We start from the raw sequence: 15813 nt of genomic DNA on the forward strand, positions 1-15813 counted from the left end.
AATTTAGAGAACGTCTTCTCGACGGGGTTCTGGTTTGGCGAATACGGCGGAGGATAGCGCGGTGTCCGCGCCCGCCGCTTCGATGGCCTCCCTGATACTAGATACCTTATAGCAAGACAGGTTATCAGCCACGACGATGTCGCCTGGCCGTAGGGTGGGTACAGGAAAGTTTGGGTATAAGCAAAAAATACAGCTCCATTCATCGGATCCTCCAGCACGAGTGGGCCCTGATTGCATCGTCGCGTAGGCCCGCAATGAAGGTGGGGCTTTTCCAATGGTCATGGGGAACAGAGGTCACACAGCGTTGGCTGCGCAGGGAACGTCCTCGCAGGCGCGTCATATTTGTAGTGGTAGCCGTTTCATCAAGAAAGTCCAAGCGACGGGCATGCCAATGCGCCTGTTCAGCGATCCACTGCCGCCGCGCCTGATGCATGTTTGCGCGCAGTTGCTCGCTGGCATGCAGGTTTTTTTAAAACTCAGTCCCTACTTGTTCAACTGATGCCACAACCTCGGAACTGTAATCTGAATACCTTCTGCGGCCAGCCGTTGGCTCAACTCCACAAGAATTAGGCCCAGCGTGGTCTGAATCCACTGCCGAATCTGCACCTCCTTGTGAGCGATGCGCGAGCGTCTATATCCACCCATGGACAGGCCGGCTGTGGCGTTGACTTTCTTGCTCCCGTCGCCAGCTCACTTGATCCATCCTCAAGCGGCTTACCTCATAGCGCCGGGTAATTTCGGTAGGCCCCTCACCACGTGCCAGAGTTCTCAGAACGCGCTTTTGAAGGTCTTGCGAGTAAGCATGCATGACTACTCACGTCAACGATGACAGGAATAGCCTATGATATGTATATATTTAAATAAAAAATTCTCTAGTGCGACGTGATCGCACCGGCCTAGCAACTTGCCTCGCTCTAAGTCGGTGTTTCTGGGCCTGTGCGGCGCCATGACCACGTCAGCGTCTGCGGCGATCATCGTGGCAATCAGCCAGTAGAACGAACCCAGCCAGGCGGCCGGAAGTGCGGAAGTTCGGGATGCAATCCAGCGCGCCCGTCCCCAGTCTCGGCCAGATCATGCTGGGTGCTACTATGAAGCCCTCATTGACTTGCCGCCACCCTTTGTATCCGACTGCTCGGAATGACGGCTGGCAGGCTCTGCTGACTCAAATCGCACATGAAATTTCGATTACGCCAGATGGAAGTGTTTCGGGCGGTGATGGTGACTGGTTCGATCAACGGCGCAGCGAAATTGCTGTTTATTTCCCAGCCCGCCATCAGCAGGATGATCGCTCATACCGAACAGTCTCTGGGGTTCACGTTGTTCAACCGAACCAAAGGCAAGCTGATCCCGACGTTCGAGGGCGAGGCGTTGTTCCGCGAAGTAGAAACCCTGTACCAGACCGCGATGCGAGTGGACGAGTTCGCCATCGACCTGGCCAAGGGGCCCACGGGAACGCTGAACGTCTGTTCTAGTCCTTGCCTGAGCTATGCCGTGATGCCCGAGGCCATCGCGCGCTTTACGCAACGCTATCCGCGTATCGGAATCAACTATCATACGGCGCTGATGCATACCATGGCGGCCGAAGTGCTGAGCAACAAGGTCGATCTGCTGGTATCGGTACAGCCGCTCGAGCATCCCAATTTGACGGTCGAGTCGTTCATGAGCGGCCGGATGGTATGTGTCGTGCCCGACCACCATGCGCTGGCGTCGCTAGAGGTCGTCAGCCTGGCCGATCTGGCGAATCACCCGCTGATCACGCATCACGAAAACATCCAGTTCGGTCAGATGGTCGCGGCGGCCTTTGATGCCGCCGGGGTGCCGCTCACACGCCACATCACGATCCTGCAGACCGAGATCGCATGTTCCCTGGTGCGCGCCGGGGTGGGCACGGGAATCGTCGACGAGTACACTGCGCGTGGCGGGGTGTGGCCGGGCCTGCAGATACGCCCGCTGCGCGAAGAAATCCCGCTGATGCCCAGCATCATCCGATCGGTGTTCGGCCGTCCTGCCGTGCACGTCGACAAGTTCATTGAGATCTTGCGGGAACTGCACGGCGCGTAAAGCCGATAGCGGGTCGTGGGACGATGCCCGGTCGGGCGCGCTGCCGTCGGGGGATAACAGTAAGGCATAACGCGCAGCCAAAACGGCAATTGTTCGGGGAGTTTCCGCTACGTAACATAGGCGCTGCTCCGGCTCTCGTGCCGGACAACGTCATAGAACGAGAGGAGACAACATGAAAACCCTGATGCATATTGGCGCGTGTCTGTTCGCATGCATGGTTCTGCCCATTTCTGCCTGGGCCTGGGAACCGGTCAAGCCCATACAACTCATCGTGGGCTTCAGCGCGGGCGGCGGCACGGATCTCATTGCCCGCGCGCTTGCCATCGGCGCTAAGGAAGTAATGCCGCAACCCATCGTGGTGGTGAATCGGCCAGGCGCGTCCGGTGTGATCGCGGCCGAAAAAGTCGCGCACGCCGCACCGGACGGCTATACGCTGCTGGTGGCGGGCGGCAGCGAAAGCACTTCGCTGCCCAATTACCAGCAGGTGCCGTATACCCTGTCGAAGGATTTCCGGCCCATCATCCACGTCATACGCTTGCGCACCATGCTGGCGGTCAAGGCAGACAGCAAGATACACACCTTTGCCGACCTCGTGGCCTATGCCAAGGCGAATCCCGGAAAGCTGATGTACGGCACCTCCGGGGTCGGCAGCCTTACGCATTCGATGATGCTGTTGGTTAACAGGGCCGCCGGCATCGACACGCGGCATGTTCCGTACAAGGGGGATGCCGATGTGATGACGGCATTACTGAGCGGCCAGGTGCAGATTGCCCTGGGATCGCCCGACCAGATGAAGCCGTGGATAGACAGTGGCAAGATGCGGCCCCTGACGCTCAGTTCCAACGATCGCTATCCGGGACTGCCGAATGTGCCGACGCTGAAAGAACTGGGCTACGACATCTACCTCGAGAACATGAAGGGCATCGTGGCGCCGGCGGGTTTGCCGGACGACGTCTATGCCTACCTCAACCAGCACTTGCATCAGGCCATGCAGACTCAGGCGTTCAAGACGGCCGTGGCGCGCAGCAACTTCGAGGTGCTGTACATGGACGGCCCGACTTTCGGCGCAGCCATGCAGAAAATGTCGAACGGAATCGCCGCCGCGCTGGACAAGTCTGTTACCAAGGTATCCCAGGCGAACGCCGGAAAATAACATGCCGCCCATCGACGAAAGCAGGGTCGTGCGGGTGGAGTCGCCCGCCGACGGCGTGCGGCTGCTGCGGGTAGACCGTCCGGCCGCCCGTAACGCATTGAGCATGGAAGTGCGCCGTCAACTGGCCGGCTACCTGGGCGAGTGCGCGCGATCGACCGAGGTGCGGTGCGTGGTGCTGGCGGGAAACCCGCAGGCCTTTGCCGCGGGCGCCGACATCAAGGAAATGGCCGACGCCGGTACTGTCGACATGATGAAGCGCGGCGTGCTCGATCTCTGGCGCGCGACAGCGGCTTGTCCCAAACCCGTGATCGCGGCGGTGCGGGGCTACGCGCTGGGCGGCGGCTGCGAGTTGGCCCAACTGTGCGACATCATCGTCGCGGGCCGATCCGCCAAGTTCGGCCAGCCCGAGATAAAGATCGGCATCATGCCGGGAGGCGGCGGCACACAGCGCCTGACCGCCGCTGTTGGAAAACACAAGGCCTTGCGCTATTTGCTGACAGGCGATGTCTTCGGGGCCGACGAAGCTTTTGCGATGGGCCTGGTCAGCGAAGTCGTGGCCGATGATGCGGTCGAGCCGACGGCCATCGCCATGGCCTGCCGGATCGCCGCCATGCCGCCGCTGGCGGCAGAGTTGATCAAGGACGTCGTGATGCGCGGCATGGATATGCCGCTCGAGGCCGCGTTGACGCTGGAAACACGCGCCCTGCACCTGCTGTTCTCCACGCGCGACCAGAAAGAAGGCATGGCCGCTTTCATTGAAAAGCGTGCTCCGGCCTTTACCGGCACCTGACTCCGCCTGCCGTCGTTGTCCTGCTTCAATTCCAGATTGGCCGTGGGCAGCGAGGCATGCCGCATGCCTTGTCCGCGCGCGTCCCATCGATAACAACAAGGTATAGGGTGCAGCCATATCCGCAATAGCCGGGCCAAAGTGCCGTCTATAGAATGGCTTTTGCTTTCCGGTCTCAGCATACTCAACAAAAGGAGCAAGTCGGTAATGGAGCAATTCGAGCGATTGATGGGGCGTCGCGAACTGGCGCCTTATTTGACGGCCGAGCAGTTCGAATTCCGGGAAAGCGTGCATCGCGCATTGACGCAGCACGCCACGCCGGACTACCTGCGCAGGCACGACGAAGAAAAGCGTTTCCCCGCCGAGCTTGTCGATCTCATGGCAAAGCAGGGCTGGTTCGCCGTGACCCTGCCGGAAGAGTACGGCGGCGTGGGAGGCTACCTGGACATGATCGGCATGCTGGAGGTCATCGGCTACCACAGCAGCACGCTGGCGCGATACTGGAACATCAACGTCAATATGGTGGGCGGCGCGCTGGTGCAACTGGCGCCACTAGCCATCAAGCAGCATCTGCTGCCTCTGCTCGGCGAGGGCAAGACATTCTTCTCGTTCGCATTGAGCGAGAATGGCTCGGGCTCGGATGCCGCCAGCCTGAAAACCACGGCGGTGCGCCAGGGAGACGACTTCATCCTGAACGGCACCAAGATGTGGATTACCGGCGCGGTCCAGGCCAACCATATCCTGCTCGCCTGTCGCACCCAGAAAGGCGAAGGCAAGCATGAAGGCATCAGCTTGTTGTTGGTGCCCAATCCCACTGCCGGCATGGAAGTCCGGCCCATCGATCTGCTGGGCGGCCATATGGTGCGGTCCTGCGAAATCAACTTTGTCGATGCGCGCGTATCCGGCGCCCAATTGATCGGCGACCTGCACCTGGGCTGGAAACAGTTGATGGGTGTGTTGGCCAAAGAGCGCATTGCCTTGTCGGCCATCGTGGTCGGCGCGGCGCAGGGTGCGCTGGATCTGGCGCTGAGCTACGCCAAAGAGCGCAAGCAGTTCGGCCGGTCGATCGCGTCTTTTCAGGCGATCAACCACCGTCTGGTCGAGCTGCAGACACAGATCGACTGCGCGCGCCTGCTGACGTATCGGGGCGCGAGCCTTCTGGCTGCCGGCCAGCCCTGCAACGTCGAATCCGCGCAAGCGAAATTCTTCGCCGGCGACACCTATATGAAGATGGCGATGGAAGGCCTGCAGATCATGGGGGCCAATGGCTATTCGATGGAATACGCCATGCAGCGCCATTTCCGCGAAGCCAAAGTCTTCCAGATCCTGGGCGGAACCGGCGAGATCCTGCGCAATATCGTTGCCCGCGAACTCGTTAACTGAACAGGAGCCGGTTGAATATGGAAGTTATTGAATGCAGTGCCGATGTCATCGTGGTCGGCGGTGGCGGCGCGGCCAGCCGGGCCGCGCTGTCGGCTCGGCAGCAGGGCGCCGAGGTTCGGTTGTTGACCAAGACGGCATTCCAGCAGGGCGGCAGCACGGTGCACGGCGCCAGCGAGATCATGAGCATGGGCGCGGCCGGTTTCGGCGTGGCCGATGATAGTCCGCGCAAGCACTTCGAAGACACCATGCGCGCGGGGCGGGGCTTCATCGACGAGTCGCTGGTAAGCGTCCTGGCCGAGGAAGCGCCCCATCGCATCCGAGACCTGATGGCGCTGGGAGTGCCGTTCGATCGCGAGCGCGCGGGGCCCAAGCTGATCCAGAGCGATTTCGGCAGTTATGCCCGCGCGCTTGGGGTGCGCGGAAAAACCGGCAAGGCTTTTGTGCAGGCATTGTCGCAGGCGATGCTGCAGGCCGGAGTCTGCGTGGACGAGCACATCGCGCTAGTCGACTTGATCCGGGATGCCGAAGGCGCCATCGCCGGCGTGCTGGGCTATCACGCAAAAGCGCGGAAACTGGTGCAATACCGGGCGCCATCGGTGATTCTGGGAACCGGAGGGCTACATGGCGCCTTCGAGCTGCAGGTCTCGACCGCCGAGATGACGGGCGACGGCCAGGCAATCTGTTATCGGCACGGCGCCGAGCTGGTGAACATGGAGTTCCATCAACTGGGCCCGGCGCTTATCCATCCTTATGTGCAGCTTTTCAGCGGGTCTTCATTTCGCCTGCAACCGAAGCTGATGAACGGCAGTGGCCGGGAGTTCCTGCGGGATTATCTGCCGCCTGAGGCTACGCTGGACGCGGTCTACGAAGCGAAGAGCTTTCCGTTCACCACTGCCAATATTTCCCGGTTTATCGATATCTCCATGGCGCGCGAGGTGGCCGAAGGCCGCGGATCGCCGCACGGCGGGGTGTATTTTTCGTTCGCACATGTGAATGCTGACGCCTTGGCCCGGGTGCTGCCGAACACCATCAGTTGGCTGAGCGCGCGCGGTATCGATATCGCGGCCGATCCACTGGAAGTAGGAGTGGTTTTCCAGTGCATGAACGGTGGGGTGCGGATGATCGATCCGGACGGCCAGAGCACGGTGCCCGGCCTGTTCGTGATCGGCGAGCTCGCCGGTGGCGTGCGCGGGCCCGATCGTCCAGGCGGAAATTCGCTGGCCGAAGGTCAGGTATTTGGGCATCGCAGCGGCGTGGCGGCGGCGCGTCGGGCCTTGGCCGGATCAGGCAAGTACCGCCCGTCACCGGCAACACTTGATTCGACGCTAGGCGAACTGAGCCAGCTGGCATCGCATCCCAAGGCGTCGGCGCAGCTTGCCGTTATGGCGAGCGAGGTTCGCCGTGCCATGCAGCAGCATTGCCTCGTCGAAAAGACGGGCGAGGGCCTGTGCACGGCTTTGGCCACTATGCGTGCCGTGCAGGATCACATCGCCGCCGGCATGGGCGTGGGGCCCGATACGCTGATGGACGTTCTGAGCGTACGCAATATGGCGCAGGCCAGCGAATTGGTACTGCGCGCCTGCCTGAATCGCGAAGAGACGCGAGGCGCGCACTACCGGCTCGATCACCTCGACACCGATCCCGGCTTGGCGCACAGCTACACCCTGCGGCGCGGCGAGGCCGGGCCGACGATTACGCGACTCGATTACTGACTCTTTTCTCTTCAGGAACCCTCCATGGCCGATAATCCTGTCCAACCGCTTTCGGGCTATCGTGTACTCGACCTGACAGTCATGACCGCGGGGCCGCTGGGTACGATGATGCTCGGCGACATGGGCGCCGAAGTCATCAAGATCGAAGAACTGTCGGCCGGTGAGCTGTCGCGCAGCATGGGCACCGTGTACATAGGTGCCCAGAGTGTGAATTTTCTTTCTCAGAATCGCAACAAGCGCAGCGTCCGTCTGGATCTGAAGTCCGACGACGGTAGGCAGGCGTTTCTGCGCATGGCGGCCGCCGCCGATGTCGTTACCGAGAACTTCCGGCCCGGTACGATGGATCGCCTGGGTATCGGCTATGACGCCGTCCGCGCGGTCAATCCGCGTATCGTGTTCGCCAGTATTTCCGCGTTCGGGCAAGACGGGCCATACGCGCATCTGCCCGCCAACGATCCGATCGTGCAGGCGCTCAGCGGAGTGATGGAAATGACCGGGCACCCCGACAGCGGGGCCGCCCGGGTGGGCACTCCCATGCCGGATTTTAATGCTGCCGCCTTGCTGGCGTTTTCGGTGGCGGCCGCGCTGTTGCATCGCGAGCGCACCGGGCAGGGGCAGCGGCTGGATCTTTCCTTGCTGGGCGCGACCATATTCAGCACGGTGCCGCGCGACGGCGAAACGCTCGTCACCGGCAAGGCCCCGCCCCGGCTGGGCAGCGGCCATCCCAGTTTCTGCCCTTACCGGAATTTCGTCAGCCAGGACGGCATCGTTTTCTTCCTGGCTTGCTTCACCGAGAAATTCTGGTCTTCGCTGTGCAAGGCGCTGGAACGCAGCGACCTGGCCGCCGACCCGCGCAGCGCGACCAATGTTGCCCGGTGCGCCAACCGCGATTTCGTCGATGCCGAACTGCAACGCGAATTCGGGCGGTGCGGCATTGATGAACTGCTTGCCCTGTTCGCGCGCTTCAATGTGCCGGCCGCGCGGGTACAAGACCTGGCCTATGCGCTACGCCATGATCCGCAAGTGGCGCACAACAAGACCCTGATCGAGATCGAGCATCCCACAGTGGGCAAATTCGAGATGCTGGCCTTTCCGGTGAACTTCCATGGTTCGCCGGCGCAGTATCGCCGCCCGGCCCCGCGCCTGGGGCAGCACACCCTGGAAGTGCTGCAGGATTTCGGCTTCGACAGCGCCGAAATAGACAGGCTGCTGAGCATGCGTGTGGTGGCTGGGATGGATCAGGATTGACGTCCCGAAAACGACTACAGGACTATGGTTCATGAAAACGCTTCCTCTCGAAGGTGTGGTGGTGCTGGATCTTTCCCGGCAGCTTCCCGGCCCTGTCGCCACACAGATGCTGGCCGACTTCGGCGCCGATGTGATCAAGATTGAAGACACTCGCCAGGGCGACGATTTCCGTCGCGTCGAGCCGCTGGTACAGGGCGTGTCCACGCGGCATATGATGCTGAACCGAAATAAGCGCGGCCTGGCGATAGACCTCAAGTCCGCCGACGGCCGCGCGATATTCCTGGGCCTGGCCCGACGCGCGGATGTGGTATTCGAGCAGTTCCGGCCCGGCGTGGTCGAGCGGCTTGGCATTCACTATGACGCGGTGCGCGTGGTGAATCCGAAAATCGTCTATTGTGCGCTATCGGGTTTCGGGCAACATGGGCCGCTGCGCGACGTGGTCGCGCATGATCCCAATTACCTGTCCATCAGCGGAATTCTGAGCCTGCTGGGAAGGCGAGGCGGCCCGCCCGCAATGAGCGGCCCGCAGATTTCGGATTTGACCGCGGCCAGCATGGCGACCATCGGTATCTTGATGGCGCTGCGCCGGGCCGAAAAAACCGGCGAAGGCGAGTACATTGATATCGCGTTGTTCGACAGCGCATTTTCGCTGGCAGTCACCGCCCTGTCCAGCTACGTGGGTAGCGGTACGGCGCCGGTTCGCGGCCAGGAGCGGCACAATGGCCGCTACCCGTGGTCGGACATCTATGAAACGGCGGATGGCGGCTACATCACTTTGTCAGCGATAGAGCCGCACTTTTATCGGAACCTATGCCAGGCTCTGGGCCACCCCGAATGGTCGGAGCTTCAATATGCGGACGACGCGCAGCAGGAATCCATTCGCGAGACGTTGCGTGTCTTGTTCCTGACACGTACGCGCGACGAGTGGTTCGAACAATTGAAAGACAAGGAGGTTTGCATCAGCCCCGTTCTGTCCGTGGCCGAAGCGGCGCAGAGCGAGCAGGTTCAGGCTCGGGAGTGCCTGGTTCCGCACCGTCATCCGGTTGCGGGTGACACCCAGTTGCTGGCGACCCCGATTCGCTTCAAGCATGCGCCGGCCTCGATCCGCCGGCACGCGCCCGCATTGGGGGAACACTCGGTCGAAGTCTTGAAATTGCTCGGCTTTCAGGCGGAGAAAATCGAGGATCTGTTGGCTCGGGGGGTCGTGCGCGCGTCAGCCTGACTGACGGCCGACTTGCTGCTTGCATTTTGCTAGCAGCGATGCAAGGGCGGGTGCTAGGCCACACTAAAAGGGCTGCCGCGGCAGCCCGCGGTTTTTCCGCGTCGCGGCAGTGTATTTGTGCATCATGTTTTCGGCAAAATCCGGGCTGCACTCTTCCAGTGCCTCGACGATGCTCAAGTGTTCCAGCCATGCACGCTACGCGCATTCCGGCATGCTGCGCTGGTGTCGGCCGCACATCTCGATCAGCGGCTTATAGGCTTCGCCCGGGAATTTGATCAGGGTATGGGTCGCTTTGCGGGTAAAGCTTGTCCCGAGCGAGCTTGCGCCAACCGCGACAGTGCCGCAGGTAGTAGACCTGGGACGACACCGTGGGGCGGTTCAAGCGCACTTCGAGTCTCAAGCCGTAGTCCAGCGGTAGAACTACCGCTTGCGCCTGGCGCAATTGTTCTACCTGAAGTTTTTATGTTTTATTTTTCAGAAAGCGAGTTTTGTCGGCAAAATAGAGGTGCTGCAGATACAGAGTCATTGGACGCGCCATTAGGCATTAGGGCTGGCTACTCAGACGATGCTCCATTGCTGCGCCTTATTCACCTGGGTGAGCAGAGGCTGGCCGGCGAAATGCCGCTCGGCATTCTCGAGAAACCTCAGCACAGAGGCATGAATGGCCTGCGGCGAAATGCCGCCGACATGGGGCGTCAATATTGCGTTTTCGAATTCGAGTAGTGAAGCGGGCGGCGTAGGCTCGTTTTCGTACACATCGAGCGCCGCAGCCCAGATGCGTTTGTCGCGCAACGCGTCGGCGACCGCCCGGGTATCGACGAGCGTCCCGCGCGCGATATTCACTACTACGCCTTGTGGCCCCAATGCTTCCAGCACCGGTTTGTTCACGGCGTGGTATGTCTCTGTGCCTCCGGGCGCGGCGATCACCAGGAAGTCACACCACGACGCCAGCTTAAGAATGTCGCCGAACCAGAGGTAGCCAGTCTCGTCCCGGCGCGTGCGGCTGTGGTAGCCGATCTGCATGTCGAATGCCATGGCGCGTTTGGCTATTTTCCTGCCGATGGCGCCGAGGCCGAAGATCCCCATTTTGCGGCCCGAAACGTGGGGCGGGCGCGGGATGTCATCGCGCCACAAGCCGTGCCGTACGCCATCGTTGAGAAAAGGAAGACGGCGAATGGCGGCTAGAAGAATGGTCATGGCATGGTCGGCCACGGCTTCGTCATTGGTGCCCGCAGCGTTGCATACAGGGATGCCGCGGGCGCCCGCGGCCTTCAAGTCAACGTTCTCGTGACCTACGCCTACGGTACAAACGAGTTCCAGTTTCGGCATGGCTTCGATTTCATGGGCGTACAGGCCGTTAGTGCCGTTGGTCAGAACCACGCGTATGTCCGAGCCGTGTGCAGCAATCTGCGCGGCGCCGTTGGATCGGTTCGCGCCCAGGTTCTCATTGGGCGCGTAGAGCATTTCGAAGTTTTCGGATACCAGCGTGCGGTGTTCTTCGGACAGGAAAACCAGAACCAGAAGCAGGGGTTTCATTGTGCAGAAAGTTGAAAATGTGAAGAGGACGATGTTGTGAATATGAGGAACGCCTGTTATGGTTCGCGCCACCCCCGACTTGCCGTACAAGGTCATACACTAACATTGTAAAAACGCGCAGCAGGGCATGTTTTTGCGAATTTTGTGCAGTCGTTGTCGGCTGTCCGGTTTCGAGTTCGGCTCAGTTCACTTTGGCGCCGGAAAGCTTGACCATCGTGTCGCTGTCGCCCTCTTCAGCGCTGGCCGTCGCCGATTTTGATTTCGTCGACTCGCAGGCCGCCCAGACGTTCGTGAACCCGGGTTCCTGTCGACATCGCCAGTGCGTACAGAAGCTCGTCGGGGCGAGGGCCGTCGATGACTCCCACGTCTATAGTGCTGAAATGGCTACGCACATAGCATGCTTCGATGTGATGCAAAGGAATCTGTAGCCGAGTGCCCGCGGAGGCGACCACTTTGGCGGCCGGCACGATCGATTTCGCTTTGGGCAGGTGCTTACGCATTGGATAGCCGCCGCCGATATGCCAGATCGCTCCATGCTCCAGCTCGCCGTTGAGCCCAACAATGGCGCCCTTACCGTATGCCTGAATCTTGTCGGCACCTCCCAGAGCGTCGATCAACTCGGGGACAATTTCCATGGCCATTTCCGTGGAGTCCTTGACCAGTTCCGAAAGGTCTTCGAAGTATTTGCCCGCGTACGGATTATGAATCACTACGGCGATCGAACCTGCTTTGATGGGCTCGCTGCGTGCGGGGCCGCCTTCGTGGTAGATGCTTTCGATATTGAGCAGCTTCTTGCGAATTTTGATCAGGGACATGAAACGCTCCTATTAAGGTTATTGAAAGAATGTGAATGAAAAAGGCGCAGGAAAAGGGCAGCCTACCGGCCGTGCTGGGCGGCTTTGGGTTTTAGAATTTACGGGTGTGGCGTGCACTAACGGTGCGTGGCTCAGTCAAGTCGGCTTTACACCGAACTGGGCGTTGGCCCATTGCTCGATATGGCGGATGGTGTAGACGTTGTCCTTGTCGCCATCGCCCTGGGTGATGGCAAAGGCCAGAAACTGGCGTGCCGCGGGGTTCACCTGCATGGGTACGCCGAGCTTGATGGCTTCGTCCAGGCACAAGGCCACGTCCTTGTGCAGGAGCTCTGTGGTGAAGCGGGTCGGGAAGCTACGATCGAGTACGCATTGGGGAATGCGTTCGAGAGTGGAGAACGAGCGGCCGCTGGACACGTTGATCACGTCCAGCATGGTTTTGGCGTCGAGCCCCGCCTTGGCGCCATAGACCAGTGCTTCGCAACTGGCAATCATGCTGGTGGCGTAAAGCGTATTGTTGATGATCTTCATCGTTTGGCCCAAGCTAGGATTCGTGCCGAGGTAGAAGATGTTCTTGCCAAGTATGCGCAGCAGCGGCTCGACGGTACGAAATGCGGCTTCGGGGCCCGCCGGCATCACTGCCAGTGTGCCTTTCTCGGCCGCGACGGTGCCTCCGCTGACCGGCGCTCCGATCAGCGCAACGCCGTGCTGGCGCAGCAGTGCATCGATTTCATGAGTAACGGATGGCCCGGTGGTGGACAGATCCACCACGATCTTTACGGCACTGCCTTGCGCCACTTCCGCAGCCACATCGGCAACGATACGCGGCATGGGCAGGCATAGCAGCACAACTTCGACTTGGGAGGCTAGTTCCCGCGCGCTGGCGACGATAGTTGCACCCTTTCCGGCCAGATGCTGCTGCGCGGCCGTGCTGCGGTCATGCACCAGCAATTCGTAATCGTGGGCCAATAAGCGCGTCCCAAAATGCTTGCCGATATTGCCGGCGCCAATCAATCCAATCTTCATTGCGAAAGCCACCTCCGGAGGGCCAATAGTGCATCGTTCTGCGGTGCACAGTTATTGATCCGCATGCTACGGTGTACAGGAAGCGGCTGTCCATTGCCGATTTGAATATCGCTTATGCCTTCGTGTTAATTGTTGGATTGCCGGTTTGTCGTTTGTGTATCTTGGCCTTGTGAGCTTTGTCCTGCTGCGCTTGCTGGGTCAGGACATCCACGAACTTTTCAGCATGGATGTGTCCGTTGTCGAATTTCGATCGCACGATGCTGGGCGTCAGCTTGATCTCTTCGGATAGAGGCAGTACTCGCAAGTCTTCCCAAGTTAGGCCACCCACCGTGAGTTCGTCCACCATGGCTATTCGTGCTCCGGTACGAACCAGCGAGCAGGCTACATCGGTTTGATGAATGTCGACGCGGCTTGTCCAGCACAGCTCGTGGCCCTTAGGCACCACGCACACCATGTGCTCTTCGTCGAACTGGAATGCGGCAAGATTGGAATGTTCCAGCGGCAGCTCCGAGACGGCTGATCCACCTTGTTGCTGAGCACTTCCCGAGCCATGTCTGCAAGTAGGGGTGAATGGAAATGTACGCGTATCTTGGGGCAGCGCTGCAAGAACTGCGTGACGGCACGCGACACCAAACCCTTGCTCAGGTATGGGCTTGCCGACACGCGCAGCACGCCGGACGGGCCGGTGGCCAGATTGCGGGAAAACTCGTCGACGCGTAATGCGTGCTGGTAGAAGTCTTCGACTTCCTGGAACAAGGCCTCGCTTTCCGGCATCGGTACGAGCTTGCCCTTGACCCGGTTGAACAGCTCCAAGCCTAAGGTCTGTTCCGTGTGCGAAACGATGCGGCTGATCGCCGGTTGTGCAGTGAACAACAGCTTTGGCGCACCATTCATTGAGCCGGTCACATGACGGCGCGAAAGACTTCCGTCTGACGCAGTCGGAATTTCATCATTTTCCCCGGTAGTCGTTCCATCGCCTCAGTGCGAAGCATCCCACAGTTGCTTGCGGGTGGTTTTGTTCGTGGCGGTCATGGGCAGGACGTCCACGAGGCAGGCCTGGCGCGGCGGTGTTTCGCTGCTCGTTTTGCGCGCCGTTCATATGCGGGATTGTAATTCGCGACATGCGAGCTTCCGCTTGTCGGACACTGCCCTCGTCAAGGGTCAACTCGTGGGTAATGAGGGAGGGCGATCGACAGGAAATTGGTAAGAAACTGCGGCTTGCGGGCACGAGCGTTGTGGTTTATGCTCTAGACCAAATTTTTAAGTATGGACTTGAAAATAAGGTCTATTCAAATTGGAGACAGTTTCGACCAAGGGCAAGGCCCAGGCCGCCAAGCCGCCGCTTTACCGGCGGCTTGCGGGCGATCTTGCGCAAGACATTCTTGATGGCGTGTACGCCGTCGGCAGCGTGCTGCCGACGGAAGTCGAGCTGGCGCGCAGCCTGAAGGCGAGCCGCGGCTCTTTGCGCCAGGCCCTGCAGCTGCTGGCCGAGTGGGGCATGGTCGAGCGCGCCCGCAAGGTCGGCACGCGCGTGCTGCGCCAGGAGCCGGTCGCGGGCTATGTGCAGCGCATGAGCGGGTGGGGCGACACGCTCGGCTTTGCCGGCGACACCGTCATGCGCATCGACGATGTAAGCGATGTGTCGCAGCCCGACGAGCCGGGCCTGGCCAGCGAAACCAGCGCCTCGGGGTATTGGCTGCGGCTCACCGGCGCGCGCCACCTGCCCAGGCAGGCCGAGGTATCCACCTGGACGCGTGTCTACGTGCCGGGCCCTTTGTCGGGGATCCGGCCCTTGCTGCGGCCGGAAATGAATTCCATCTACGAGGCCATCGAACAGGTCTACGATCTGCGCGTCACGCGGCTGCGCCACAAGGTCACGGCCATCGCGCTGCCCGCTGCGGCCGCGCCCGTGCTGGGCCTGCCCGAAAGCGCCCCGGTGCTGGAAGTCCAGGCCTGGCTGTATAGCGAAGACGGCCGTCTGGTCGAATTCGTCCGATCCATACACAACCCTGCTCTTTATTCGATGGAGTTCATGACGCAAAGCGGCGTCTAGGGCCTGTGTACGCCCGAAGGGCGGCCCTTGCGCCGGGCGCAGACCTCGGCTCCTTGTCCAACGCACCAGACCCGGAAAGAATCACTATGAGTACGACGATCCAGATCAAATCCCACGACGGCCTCGAGTTCGACGCCTTGTACGCACGGGCCGCCGACAGCAAGGCGCCGGCCATTGTGCTGGTGCAGGAAATCTTCGGCATCAACCATGCCATGAAAGAGGCCGCGCGGCGCTGGGCCGAGCTGGGCTTCCACGTGGTTTGCCCCGACCTGTTCTGGCGCCAGCAGCGCAATGTGGTGCTCGAGTCGCAGACCCCCGGCCATTTCGATCAGGCCGTGGCCTTGATGCAGGGCATGGATCCGGAGCTCGCGCTGGCCGACATCGGCTCGGTGTGCGACTGGCTCGAGGCGGCGCTGGGCCACGACCGCATCGCCGTGCTCGGCTACTGCCTGGGCGGGCGCCTGTCGATCCAGGCCGCCTTGCGGCATCCGCTGCGCTGCGCCGTGAGCTACTACGGCGTGAACTTGCAGGATGTCCTGCCGGCGGCGACGCCGGCCACGCCGCCGGCGCTGCTGCACATTGCCGCGCTGGATCATTTCGTGCCGCCGCCGGTACGTGCGCAGATCCTGGAGCAGGTGGCCAGGCTGCCGCAGTTCGAGGCCCATGTCTATGAAGGCTGCGACCACGCTTTCGCACGCCAGGACGGAGACGGATTCGTGGCCGAAGCCGCCGCGCTGGCCGAGCGCCGCTCGCTGGATTTCATGGTGCGCCACACGGCCTGATCCGTAATCCCGCCACTCGGAAAGGCCGCAGAGCAAGC

The 15813-nt window shown here is 60.9% G+C and carries 14 protein-coding genes; 9 read left to right on the forward strand and 5 right to left on the reverse strand.

Features of this window, described 5'->3' with window-relative positions:
- Nucleotides 1–1173 precede the first annotated feature (1173 nt).
- The 7 genes from CEY11_RS21580 to CEY11_RS21610 all read left to right on the forward strand — a co-directional run bounded on the left by CEY11_RS21580 (nt 1174) and on the right by CEY11_RS21610 (nt 9566).
- The gene (locus tag CEY11_RS21580) at nt 1174–2061 is read left to right on the forward strand and encodes a LysR family transcriptional regulator (RefSeq protein WP_088605500.1); all 888 of its coding nucleotides are present in this window, start codon (nt 1174–1176) and stop codon (nt 2059–2061) included.
- A 172-nt stretch (nt 2062–2233) separates the two neighbouring features.
- Nucleotides 2234–3214: a Bug family tripartite tricarboxylate transporter substrate binding protein gene (locus CEY11_RS21585; RefSeq protein WP_088605501.1), complete on the forward strand. Its 981-nt coding sequence runs from the start codon at nt 2234–2236 to the stop codon at nt 3212–3214.
- A gap of 1 nt (nt 3215) precedes the next feature.
- Complete coding sequence (locus CEY11_RS21590) at nt 3216–4004, forward strand: enoyl-CoA hydratase-related protein (RefSeq protein WP_088605502.1); 789 nt, start codon at nt 3216–3218, stop codon at nt 4002–4004.
- A 204-nt stretch (nt 4005–4208) separates the two neighbouring features.
- Nucleotides 4209–5384 carry an acyl-CoA dehydrogenase family protein gene (locus CEY11_RS21595; RefSeq protein WP_088605503.1) on the forward strand — a complete coding sequence of 392 codons (1176 nt, stop codon included), beginning with the start codon at nt 4209–4211 and terminating at the stop codon, nt 5382–5384.
- 17 nt (nt 5385–5401) lie between these two features.
- Complete coding sequence (locus CEY11_RS21600) at nt 5402–7096, forward strand: FAD-binding protein (protein ID WP_088605504.1); 1695 nt, start codon at nt 5402–5404, stop codon at nt 7094–7096.
- Nucleotides 7097–7120: 24 nt separating this feature from the next.
- Entirely contained in the window at nt 7121–8344 is a 1224-nt protein-coding gene (locus tag CEY11_RS21605; protein ID WP_088605505.1) for a CaiB/BaiF CoA transferase family protein, read from the forward strand.
- A gap of 58 nt (nt 8345–8402) precedes the next feature.
- Nucleotides 8403–9566 (forward strand): CaiB/BaiF CoA transferase family protein, encoded by a 1164-nt coding sequence (locus CEY11_RS21610; protein WP_158215407.1) that lies wholly within the window; start codon nt 8403–8405, stop codon nt 9564–9566.
- A 558-nt stretch (nt 9567–10124) separates the two neighbouring features.
- Here the strand turns inward: CEY11_RS21610 and CEY11_RS21615 are convergent.
- The 5 genes from CEY11_RS21615 to CEY11_RS25840 all read right to left on the reverse strand — a co-directional run bounded on the left by CEY11_RS21615 (nt 10125) and on the right by CEY11_RS25840 (nt 13834).
- Nucleotides 10125–11102 carry a 2-hydroxyacid dehydrogenase gene (locus CEY11_RS21615; RefSeq protein WP_088605507.1) on the reverse strand — a complete coding sequence of 326 codons (978 nt, stop codon included), beginning with the start codon at nt 11100–11102 and terminating at the stop codon, nt 10125–10127.
- 233 nt (nt 11103–11335) lie between these two features.
- The gene (locus tag CEY11_RS21620) at nt 11336–11917 is read right to left on the reverse strand and encodes an amino acid synthesis family protein (RefSeq protein ID WP_088605508.1); all 582 of its coding nucleotides are present in this window, start codon (nt 11915–11917) and stop codon (nt 11336–11338) included.
- 135 nt (nt 11918–12052) lie between these two features.
- A complete protein-coding gene (locus CEY11_RS21625; RefSeq protein ID WP_088605509.1) occupies nt 12053–12940 on the reverse strand; it encodes an NAD(P)-dependent oxidoreductase in 888 nt (295 codons plus the stop codon).
- Between the two features lie 112 nt (nt 12941–13052).
- Nucleotides 13053–13286: a type 2 periplasmic-binding domain-containing protein gene (locus tag CEY11_RS25835; RefSeq protein ID WP_233155014.1), complete on the reverse strand. Its 234-nt coding sequence runs from the start codon at nt 13284–13286 to the stop codon at nt 13053–13055.
- Between the two features lie 35 nt (nt 13287–13321).
- A complete protein-coding gene (locus CEY11_RS25840; RefSeq protein WP_233155015.1) occupies nt 13322–13834 on the reverse strand; it encodes a LysR family transcriptional regulator in 513 nt (170 codons plus the stop codon).
- A gap of 400 nt (nt 13835–14234) precedes the next feature.
- On the opposite strand from CEY11_RS25840, the gene CEY11_RS21635 reads away from it, so the two are divergent.
- Entirely contained in the window at nt 14235–14993 is a 759-nt protein-coding gene (locus tag CEY11_RS21635; protein ID WP_088605510.1) for a GntR family transcriptional regulator, read from the forward strand.
- An 86-nt stretch (nt 14994–15079) separates the two neighbouring features.
- Nucleotides 15080–15775 carry a dienelactone hydrolase family protein gene (locus CEY11_RS21640; protein ID WP_088605511.1) on the forward strand — a complete coding sequence of 232 codons (696 nt, stop codon included), beginning with the start codon at nt 15080–15082 and terminating at the stop codon, nt 15773–15775.
- Nucleotides 15776–15813 lie beyond the last annotated feature (38 nt).

This window comes from Candidimonas nitroreducens (genome assembly GCF_002209565.1).
GTDB classification, from domain to species: domain Bacteria; phylum Pseudomonadota; class Gammaproteobacteria; order Burkholderiales; family Burkholderiaceae_B; genus Candidimonas; species Candidimonas nitroreducens.